A 257-nucleotide genomic window follows, 5' to 3' on the forward strand; every position below is an offset into this window, starting at 1 on the left:
CTGGAAAGCAGAGCCATCGCTTTACCTCATATACGGGATGCGCTTGCACGTATTGCCGCCAATCTGCAACAACAGGCAGGTATGAGCGCTGTATTACAAGCTAATCGTTCAGATGAGATGCGTGTCATTGTTACTACCGATAGCGCGCAAATAAAGATAGAGGTTTCACCGGTCGCCCGGGGAACATTATATCCACCACAGGAGCGAGAAGTGGTGGGGGCGGTAGAGGACGTTTTTGGCTATGCCAGCCTTCCAGT

General features: G+C 51.4%; 1 protein-coding gene. It reads left to right on the forward strand.

All coding sequences use genetic code 11. The features are described 5' to 3' along the window. Positions 1–257: nucleotidyl transferase AbiEii/AbiGii toxin family protein (locus IPZ49_RS23035; RefSeq protein WP_193762909.1), on the forward strand; the 257-nt coding region annotated here is incomplete at both ends.

The sequence above is a fragment of the Enterobacter cloacae complex sp. S2 genome (assembly GCF_015159675.1).
Taxonomy (GTDB): Bacteria; Pseudomonadota; Gammaproteobacteria; order Enterobacterales; family Enterobacteriaceae; genus Enterobacter; species Enterobacter intestinihominis.